This window comes from Streptomyces sp. NPDC107517 (assembly GCF_055582645.1).
Genome location: NZ_JBVJPM010000028.1, coordinates 86201 through 95295 on the forward strand (window position 1 = coordinate 86201; position 9095 = coordinate 95295).

At 68.2% G+C, this 9095-nt stretch carries 9 protein-coding genes and 1 pseudogene; 5 read left to right on the forward strand and 5 right to left on the reverse strand.

Translation table 11 applies throughout. From position 1 onward, the window contains the following. Positions 1 to 6: 6 nt before the first annotated feature. From ACZ67T_RS38425 to ACZ67T_RS38440, 4 genes are all read right to left on the reverse strand, one after another. The gene (locus ACZ67T_RS38425) at positions 7 to 2061 is read right to left on the reverse strand and encodes a beta-galactosidase (protein ID WP_469990635.1); all 2055 of its coding nucleotides are present in this window, start codon (positions 2059 to 2061) and stop codon (positions 7 to 9) included. Between the two features lie 55 nt (positions 2062 to 2116). Beyond that, positions 2117 to 3457: an ABC transporter substrate-binding protein gene (locus ACZ67T_RS38430; RefSeq protein ID WP_469990649.1), complete on the reverse strand. Its 1341-nt coding sequence runs from the start codon at positions 3455 to 3457 to the stop codon at positions 2117 to 2119. A 71-nt stretch (positions 3458 to 3528) separates the two neighbouring features. After that, positions 3529 to 4461 carry a carbohydrate ABC transporter permease gene (locus tag ACZ67T_RS38435; protein WP_469990637.1) on the reverse strand — a complete coding sequence of 311 codons (933 nt, stop codon included), beginning with the start codon at positions 4459 to 4461 and terminating at the stop codon, positions 3529 to 3531. Between the two features lie 5 nt (positions 4462 to 4466). Beyond that, positions 4467 to 5393, reverse strand: coding sequence for a carbohydrate ABC transporter permease (locus ACZ67T_RS38440; RefSeq protein ID WP_469990639.1), 927 nt, complete (start codon positions 5391 to 5393; stop codon positions 4467 to 4469). 254 nt (positions 5394 to 5647) lie between these two features. Between ACZ67T_RS38440 and ACZ67T_RS38445 the strand changes: the two genes are divergently transcribed. The 3 genes from ACZ67T_RS38445 to ACZ67T_RS38455 all read left to right on the forward strand — a co-directional run bounded on the left by ACZ67T_RS38445 (position 5648) and on the right by ACZ67T_RS38455 (position 7693). Further along, positions 5648 to 6652, forward strand: coding sequence for a LacI family DNA-binding transcriptional regulator (locus ACZ67T_RS38445; RefSeq protein WP_469990651.1), 1005 nt, complete (start codon positions 5648 to 5650; stop codon positions 6650 to 6652). Between the two features lie 49 nt (positions 6653 to 6701). Beyond that, positions 6702 to 6962 (forward strand): transposase, encoded by a 261-nt coding sequence (locus ACZ67T_RS38450; protein ID WP_469990640.1) that lies wholly within the window; start codon positions 6702 to 6704, stop codon positions 6960 to 6962. A gap of 218 nt (positions 6963 to 7180) precedes the next feature. Next, positions 7181 to 7693 (forward strand): DinB family protein, encoded by a 513-nt coding sequence (locus ACZ67T_RS38455; protein WP_469990642.1) that lies wholly within the window; start codon positions 7181 to 7183, stop codon positions 7691 to 7693. 7 nt (positions 7694 to 7700) lie between these two features. On the opposite strand, the pseudogene ACZ67T_RS38460 reads toward ACZ67T_RS38455, so the two are convergent. Continuing rightward, positions 7701 to 7862, reverse strand: a pseudogene (locus ACZ67T_RS38460) (IS630 family transposase); the annotation flags it as partial. 438 nt (positions 7863 to 8300) lie between these two features. Between ACZ67T_RS38460 and ACZ67T_RS38465 the strand changes: the two are divergent. Both ACZ67T_RS38465 and ACZ67T_RS38470 read left to right on the forward strand, forming a co-directional pair. Beyond that, positions 8301 to 8516: a hypothetical protein gene (locus ACZ67T_RS38465; protein ID WP_469990644.1), complete on the forward strand. Its 216-nt coding sequence runs from the start codon at positions 8301 to 8303 to the stop codon at positions 8514 to 8516. Positions 8517 to 8822: 306 nt separating this feature from the next. Beyond that, the coding region (locus ACZ67T_RS38470) for a helix-turn-helix domain-containing protein (RefSeq protein ID WP_469990646.1) at positions 8823 to 9095 on the forward strand (273 nt) is incomplete at its 3' end.

Genomic DNA, 9095 nt, shown 5'->3' on the forward strand with positions numbered 1-9095 from the left:
ATGGATTCAGGAGGCGGCCTGCCGCAGGACGGCGACCTGGCGGGGCGCCAGAACGAGGCCGTCGCCGTCGCCGTCGGCCCGCGGCCCGACGAGCACGTCGCCGGTCATCCCTGGCAGCGCCACCTGCTCGTCGCTGCGGTTGACCAGGAACAGATAGCGGTGCTCCGCGTCGCGCCGCACGACAAGCTCCACCGACCCCCGTGCGTCTTCCGGGAGCTCGCTGACCACCCCGGCGGGCGCGAGCAGCTCGGGCAGCAGGACTGCCAGACCGTCGGGGCCGAGCCGGGTGGACACGTACGTGGCCGAGCCACGGCCCGTGCCGCGCCGGGTGACGGCAGGGCGCGACGCGTAGGTGCCGGTGCGGTAGCCCGCCAGGACCTCGACGTCCGTGCCGGTGACGGAGATCCGGTCGGTCCACAGGCTGCCGGTGGTGCCGTTGTCCAGGTCGACGGTGTCGCCGTCGAGCAGTGGCCCGAACTCCTCGATGCGGATGCCGAGGACGTCGCGCAGCGCGCCCGGATAGCCGCCGAGCCAGACGTGGTCGTTCTCGTCGACGATCGCGGAGAAGTACGTGGTGACGAGGTGGCCGCCGCCCTCGACGTACCGGGTGAGTTCCTTGGCGAGGGGCTGTGGCACCACGTGCAGGACGGGCGCGATGACGACGTCGTACGCGGACAGGTCGGTGCGGTGCGCGGGCACCACGTCGGCGCGGTGGCCGAGACGAAGCAGCGCCGAGTACCAGTCGAGGGCCTCGCGGTGGTAGTCGAGGCGGGAGGTGGGGTGGGAGTCCTGTTCGCCGGCCCACCAGGAGTCCCAGTCGAAGAGGATCGCCACGCGGGCGGGTTCGCGTTCGCTGCCCGCGATGGGGGCGAGCGCGTCGAGGGTGCGTCCCAACTCGACGACGGAGCGGAAGAGTTCACTGTCGGCTCCGGCGTGCGGGACCATCGCCGAGTGGTACTTCTCGGCTCCGGCCGCCGACTGGCGCCACTGGAAGAAGCAGACGGCGTCGGCGCCGTGTGCGACGTGCAGCAGCGAGTCGCGGGCCAGCTCGCCCGGCGTCTTCGGCGGGTTGACGGGCTGCCAGTTCACGGCGCTGGTGGAGTGCTCCATCAGGAACCAGGGGCGGTGTCCGGCGACGCCGCTGGTGAGGTTGGCGGAGAAGGAGAGTTCGTCGCGGTCCTGCGGCCCGGGGGTGACGTAGTGGTCGTTGGCCACGAAGTCGACCTCCTCCGCCCAGTCCGCGTAGTCCATGCCCTTGGTTCCCGGCATCACCATGAAGTTGGTGGTGACCGGCGTGTCCGGCGTGAGCTCACGCAGGATCTCCCGCTCGGCGAGCAGGTGGTCCTTGAGGGCGTGGGACGAGAAGCGCTTGAAGTCGAGCTGCTGGGTCGGGTTCGGGTGCGAGGCGGCGAGCCGCGGCGGCAGTACCTGCTCCCAGTCGCTGTAGCGCTGGGACCAGAAGGCCGTGCCCCAGGCGTTGTTGAGGGCGTCGAGCGTGGTGTAGCGGCGGCGCAGCCAGGTCCGGAAGGCGCGGGCGGCGTCGTCGGAGTAGTCGTAGACGTTGTGGCAGCCCAGTTCGTTGTTGACGTGCCAGGCGATCAGGGCCGGGTGGTCGGCGTAGCGGGAGGCGATCTTGCGGACGAGGTTCAGGGCGTGCTCGCGGAAGACGGGCGAGGTGGGCCGCCAGTGCTGGCGGGCGCCGGGCCACAGTGTCTCGCCGCTCGCGGTCACCGGCAGGATCTCCGGGTGCGCGGTGGTGAGCCAGGGCGGCGGGGACGCGGTGGCGGTGGCCAGGTCGACGCCGATGCCGCCCGCGTGCAGCAGGTCCATGATCTCGTCGAGCCAGCCGAAGTCCCAGGTGTCGGCGGTGGGTTGGAGCCGCGCCCAGGAGAAGATGGCGAGGGAGACGACGTTCACCCCGGCCTCACGCATCAGCCGGATGTCGTCCGCCCACACCTCCCGTGACCACTGCTCGGGGTTGTAGTCGGCTCCGTAGCCGAGGCGGCGGGTGCCGTCCGAGCCCTTCGCGTACGGGAAACGGGAGGTGAGGGGGGCGGTCATGCGCGTCCTTTCGGGGGAGCGGTCGTCCACAGGTGCGGTCGTGGGAGGCGGCGGGCTACTTCTCGACGGTGAAGCCCTGCTCGGTGCCGTACTTGACCGACGCGTCCTGCCAGGACTTCAGCCCGGCGGTGAGCTTGGTCGAGGAGACGTACGCCTTGCCGACGGTGTCGTTGAAGATCGAGTTGGCGTACACCTGGTACGGCAGGTACTTCCAGTCGGTGGGAACGCTCTTCGCGGACTCGGCGAAGATCTTGTTGGCCTTCTGGCCGCCGAAGTACGGGAACTCGGTGTTCTGGAACGACGAGGAGTTCAGGTCCTTCGTCGTCGCCGGGAACGCACCGTTCTTGATGCGGGTCTGCACGCCCGCACCGGAGTTGGCGTACTCGACGAACGCGTAGGCGAGTTCCTTGTTCTTGCCGAGCTCGGGCAGCGCGAGCGAGCTGCCGCCGTTCTCGGAGCTGGCGTGCGCGCCCTTCTCCCACTGCGGCATGGGGGCGACGCGCCAGTCGCCGGAGGCGCCCTTCACGCCGGAGGCGAAGTTGGCGGGCATCCAGGCGCCGGTGGGCAGCGTGGCGATGGTTCCGTCGCCGAGGCCCTTGTACCAGTCGTCGGTCCAGCCGGTGACGGGCGAGAGGAGCTTCTCGTCGACCAGCTTCTGCCAGGTGTCGGTGTACTTCTTCGCGCCCGCGTCCGTGAAGTCGATGCCGACCTTGGTGCCGTCGACCTTGTACGGGTGCGAGCCTGCCTGCCACAGCAGGCTGGTGGTCAGGCCCGCGTCGCCGACGTCGCTGGTGATGTACGCCTTGGGGTCGGCCTTGTGCAGCTTGCGGGCGGCCGCGACGTACTCGTCCCACGTCGTCGGGACGGCGATCTTGTACTTGTCGAAGACCTTCTTGTTGTAGAAGAGCGCCATCGGGCCGGAGTCCATCGGCAGGCCGTACACGCCGGCGCCGGACTTCACCGAGTTCCACGGCCCGGGCGAGTACGAGTTCGCGAGCTTCTCGGCGCCGTACGTCTTGAGGTCGGCGATCTGCTTCGTCAGGGCGTACTGACCGAGCGCGTAGTACTCGATCTGCGCGACGTCAGGGACACCCTTCTTCGCCGAGATCGCGTTCGACAGAGCCTTGTACTGGTCGTTGTTGGTGCCCGCGTTGACCAGCTTGATGTCGACCTTCGGGTACTTCTTCTCGAAGTCGGCGGCGACCTGCTTCAGGGTGGGCTCCCACGCCCAGACCGTGACGGTGCCGCCCTTCTTCAGGGCCGACTGGATGTCGGCCGAACCGACCTGTTTGTCGCTCGAGGTGTCGTCGTCGGACCCGCCGCAGGCGGTGGCCCCCAGGGCGAGGGCGCAGAGGAGACCTATGCCGCGCAGCAGGCGGCGGGAGTTCTTGGGCATGGGCATGCTTCCACTTCTTCGTGGTCCTACAGAGGGTGTGCGCGATATGCGATGTGAACTGCGGTGCTGTCCTACTCCTTGACGCTTCCGGCGGAGAGCCCGGACTGCCAGTACTTCTGGAGCAGCAGGAAGGCGGCGATCAGCGGCACGATGGTGAGCAGTGAGCCGGTGAGCACCAGGTGGGGTATGGCCTCGCCGCCGGCCGTCTGCGCCTGCTTGTTCCAGGAGTCCAGGCCGAGCGTGAGCGGATACCAGTCGGGGTCCTTCAGCATGATCAACGGCAGGAAGTAGTTGTTCCAGGTCGCGACCGTGGTGAAGAGCAGGACGGTGACGGTGCCGGGCGCGAGCAGCGGCAGGGCGACCTGGAAGAAGGTACGCAGCTCGCTCGCGCCGTCGATGCGGGCGGCCTCCATCAGCTCGGTGGGAATCGCCTCCGTGGCGAACACCCACATCAGATACAGGCCGAACGGCGAGATCAGCGACGGGATGATGACGGCCCACGGGGTGTCGGTGAGCCCCATGTTGCTGAACATCAGGAACGTGGGGACGGCGAGGGCCGTGCCGGGCACCGCGACCGCCCCGATGACGACGGCGAACACGGCACGCTTGCCGGGGAAGGCGAACTTGGCGAGCGCGTATCCGCCGAGGACCGCGAGGAAGGTGGCGCCGCCCGCGCCCACCACCACGTACAGGAGGGTGTTGAGGAGCCAGCGGCCGAAGACACCGTCCTGATACGTGAAGGTCTCGCCGATGTTGTGCCAGAGGTCGAAGTCTCCGTCGAACCACAGGCCGAACGAACGGGCCAGGCCCTGCTGGGACTTGGTGGCACTGATCAGGAGCCACACGAGCGGCAGCAGACTGTAGACGAGGACGACGCCGGTGAGCACGGTCAGCAGGACGCTGCGCCGGGGGCGGCCGGGTGTCCGGCGGCGCGGTGAACGCAGGCGCGGGGCGGCGGACCTGAGCGGTGCGGCCGGCCGCACGGAGTCGGTGGTGGTGGTCATCGCGCTCACGCTCCCTTGCGCATGCCGCGCAGCTGGACCACGTAGGCGACGATCATCGTGATCACGCCCATGACGATGGCGACCGTCGCGGAGTAGTTCTGCTGCTGGCCCGCGAAGGACAGCGAGTACGTGTAGAAGTTCGGCGTGTAGTCGGTGGTGATCGCGTTCGGCGCGAGCTTCTGGAGGATGGCGGGCTCGTTGAAGAGCTGGAAGCTGCCGATGATCGAGAAGATCGTGGCGATGACGAGGGCGCCGCGGATCGCGGGGAGCTTGATGGCCGTGATGACGCGCCACTGTCCGGCGCCGTCGATCTCGGCCGCCTCGTACAGCGAGTGCGGTACGACGCGCAGCGCGGCGAAGAAGATCAGCATGTTGTAGCCGACGAACTCCCAGGTCACGATGTTGCCGATGGACGCGAGGACCAGGTCGGCGGACAGTGGGTCGGGCAGTTTCACGCCGAACGCGTCGTTGACGTCGCCGACCAGGCCGTAGCGGGTGCCGTACATGAAGCCCCACATGAGTGTCGCGACGACGGCGGGTACCGCGTAGGGCAGGAAGACGGTGATCCGGAAGAAGTCCTTGCCGTAGAGGCGGCCGCTGTCGATCGCGAGGGCGACGAGCAGGGCGATGCCGAGCATGACGGGCACCTGGATCAGCAGAAACAGTGCGACCCGGAGGACTCCCTCCCAGAACTGGCTGTCTTGCAAGGCCTGTTGGTAGTTGTCCAGGCCCACGAAGGTGGTGCCGCCGATGAGTTGTGTGCGAAACAGGCTCAGATAGACCGAGTACGCGAGGGGCGCCAGGAAGACCAGGGCGAAGACGAGCACGAAGGGGCCGATGAACCCCCACCCCGTCCACGAGCGGCGCGCCCTGCGTACCGGTGGCCCGGCCGGTCGTGGCCTTGCGGCGGCCGGCGGTTGAAGCGTCGTCATCTCGCGTCCCTCGCTCGTACGTGCCTCGCGGATACTGCTCGGATGTTTGCGTAAACATTCCGGCGCGCAAGCGACCGACAGGTATTATGTTTGCGTAAACATTCGATGGCGGCATGTCTACACTGCCTCGCAGAGGACGGTCAAGAGCCGCCCGTGAACGATCAACTCGACTGGTGAGGCCAACGGTGGGAGTAACCGACAGCGCCCCGGAGCGCGGCAGGACCGACGCCCGGCGCCGTACACAGAACGCGTCGATGGCCGACGTCGCCCGGGTCGCCGGTGTCTCTTCCCAGACGGTCTCCCGCGTCTCGAACGGCTTTCCCGGTGTCAACGACGAGACGCGTGAGCGGGTCCTCGCCGCCATGAAGGAGCTCGGCTACCGCCCCAACAGCGCGGCGCGGGCGCTGAAGCGGGGCGACTTCCGCACCATCGGCGTGATCACGTTCACGCTCTCCACGACGGGCAACATGCGCACGCTGGAGGCCATCGCGACGTCGGCCGCACAGGAAGGCTATGCGGTCACGCTCCTCCCCGTCGCGGTGCCCACCCAGGACGAGGTGCGCGGCGCGTTCTCGCGCCTCGGCGAACTGGCCGTGGATGCGGTCATCGTCATCATGGAGGTCCATCTGCTCGACTCGGCGAGCCTCACCCTGCCGCCGCACGTGAAGGTCGTGGTAGCGGACTCGGACGCCGATGACCGCTACGCGGTGGTGGACACGGACCAGGCGGGCGGCACCCGCGACGCGGTACGCCACCTCCTCGACCTCGGCCACCGCACGGTCTGGCATCTTGCGGGCCCCTCAGAATCGTTCGCCGCGCAGCGCCGAACGGACGCATGGCGCACAGCACTTGAGGCCGCCGGCCGCGCGGTCCCACCGCTGGTGCGCGGCGACTGGTCGGCCGATTCGGGCTACCGCGCGGGCCTGCGCCTGGCCGAACAGGGCGACTGCACGGCAGTGTTCGCGGCGAACGACCAGATGGCGCTCGGCCTCCTGCGGGCCCTGGAAGAGCGGGGCCGCAAGGTCCCCGAGGACGTCTCGGTCATCGGCTTCGACGACATCCCCGACTCCGGCTCGTTCCAGCCGCCGCTCACCACGGTCCACCAGGACTTCGCCGAGGTCGGCCGCCGCTGCGTACAGAGCGCACTGCGTCAGGTCCGGCAGGGCGAGGCGCAACCGGGTACCACGCTGGTGCCGACACAGTTGGTGGTACGGGAGAGCGCGGGGCGACCGCCGTCGCGAGAAGGCGGGGGGCGCTAGGCAGTTCCGGTGGGAACAGCTGGTTGTTGGTCCGGGTTGCCGTTGGCTGATGTGTGATGGGCGCGGGTTGAGCCGTTGCTTCCCGGAGCGGACGCCGAGGGCGGGGGGCCGGTGGCGGGACCCCCGAGAGGTGATCGATGCGATCGCTTTCAAGTTCCAGACAGTCACTCGGCGAATCCACCTGCTGGAGAAGTACGGCAACTGGCGGTGCGTCTGCAGCCGGCTGCGGATGTGGGCTGCCGATGGCACCTGGGAGCGGATGTTCAGCGGGCTGATGGCGGAGGCTGATGCCGTTGGGGACCTGACCTGACCTGGTCCTGGTCCTGGTCCGTGTCCGTGTCCGGGGAGCCTACGATCGTGCGCGCTCACCGACATGCGGCGACCGCGACCGTCTACCTGGCCGGAGTCCACATCGCCGGCATCTTCATCAGGCCAGCCCTGTGATCCGCCAGTGCCGCATCAGGCAACGTTCGCCCTGTAGTGAGGCCCTGCCTGCCGAGGGCTTCGGCTGCTGGTGATAATCAACCGATGAGCGCCATCGATCGCCCTATGCCGCCCCTGAACGCCGACGAGCGCACGACGCTTGAAAGCTGGCTCGACTTCCACCGCACCACACTGGCCATAAAGTGCGAGGGGCTGGACGATGAGCAGGCCGCCGTGGCGTCCGTGCCGCCGTCCGGCTTCACGTTGACCGGCCTGGTCCAGCACATGGCGGAGGTGGAGCGGAATTGGTTCCGTCGCGTGTTCGCCGGAGAGCAGGCTCCGCCCATCTACGCCCCGCAGGCCGACCCGGATGGCCCCGACGGTGGTTTCGATGTGGCTGAGGGCGCCGCCCTGAGCGACGCCCTCGCCACTTGGCGCGCGGAGATCGCCCGCGCCCGTGAGCACTGCGCCGAGCGTTCACTGACTGATACGGGTCGCTTCATGGAGCAGGACGTCAACCTTCGCTGGATCTACGTCCACATGATCGAGGAGTACGCCCGCCACAACGGCCACGCCGACCTGGTCAGGGAACGCATCGACGGCACTACCGGCGTGTAGTGCCGGATCAGGCAGCGTTGGCCCTGTCGACAACGGCGCGTGGGCGCCGGTCGTCGGCATGGCGCTTTCGCCAGACGATATTGCGGCGGATCATGCTGCCCTGCTCCTTGTGGCTGGCGTGATCGGTGCCGTCGACGGTGAAGTAGCGCAGCGCGGTGAACTGGGCCTTCCGACACGAGATCTTCGCCAGAGGCGAAATGCGCGATCGTCCGCATTCTTGGACCGGGCCCGACCAACGACCGCCCCTTGGGTGACCGCAACGGACAGCCAGAGCTTGGCCCAGGACTTGCCCCGGCCGTCGCGCAGATCGACCAGGACTGCGGTCTGTCGTCATCGACCGTCCGCCACTGGGCGCCAAGAACGGGTCTCGGGGGCTGATCGAGGCTCGCCGCGTTCTTGCGGTCTGGGGAATCCTCGGCGATCGCCCGCACGAGTGGGTGTGCAAGGAAGCCTGCAGGGCGTGCTCCGGGCGGTACGAGTCGGGCGAGGCTCGGCACTCGAGATGGGCGCCATACGGGTGTGCTGTGGCTGTGTCGAGCCGCGGTCGCCGCACTGATTGATCATGCTGAGCCCGGACCAGCACCATGCCCAGCGAAGGGTGTTTAGCATGCCGAACGACTCAGTCGCACGCTTCCTGACAGCCCTGGCGCCCGAGGACAGAGAGACCGTCGTGGCCATGCCCGCAGAGGAGCAGGAGCGGCTCGCCGCAGCCTGGGAACGGGAGTTGGAGGGGGATGACGAGCTTGATGTCCTCGACGAGGTGTCCCCGCCCGAAGCCGAGGCTGAGGCGGCTCGCCGCGTCCTTCGACAGGAGTCAGACTGACCCGTCTGATGGGCCGTCGAACGACAGTAGGACCGCGTCCTACATGGTGAGGTCGAGGACCCGTTCTTGACATGCTCCTCGGGCTGACGCCCTGGGATTCTGGCCGTCCCACGGGTTGCTGTGCTGCTACCGGGATTCATTCGCAGTGCTCCGGCCTTCAGGCCGGGGGGTGAAGCGAATCCTATGGTTGCGACGCGGGGCGTCGCGGTGGCGTTCCGGCGGAGCTGGACCCTGCTTTGTGACGGTGATGGATCGCTCGTATGTTCCTGGTGACGACGTGGGTTCGACTTGTCTAGTGTGATCGTCATGCAGCTCCGGTACGCCTTCAGGTTGTACCCCGACGCCGCTCAGCAGGCAGCGCTGGCCAGGGCGTTCGGGTGTGCCCGTGTCGTGTTCAACGACGCGGTCCGCGCGCGGGAAGACGCCCGTGAGGCCGGGCGGCCGTTCCCGACGGCCGGTGAGCTGTCCACCCGTCTGATCACTCAGGCGAAGCGGACAGCCGGGCGGTCCTGGCTGGGTGAGGTCTCCGCCGTCGTCCTCCGGCAGTCACTGCGGGACGTCGAGACCGCCTACCGCAAC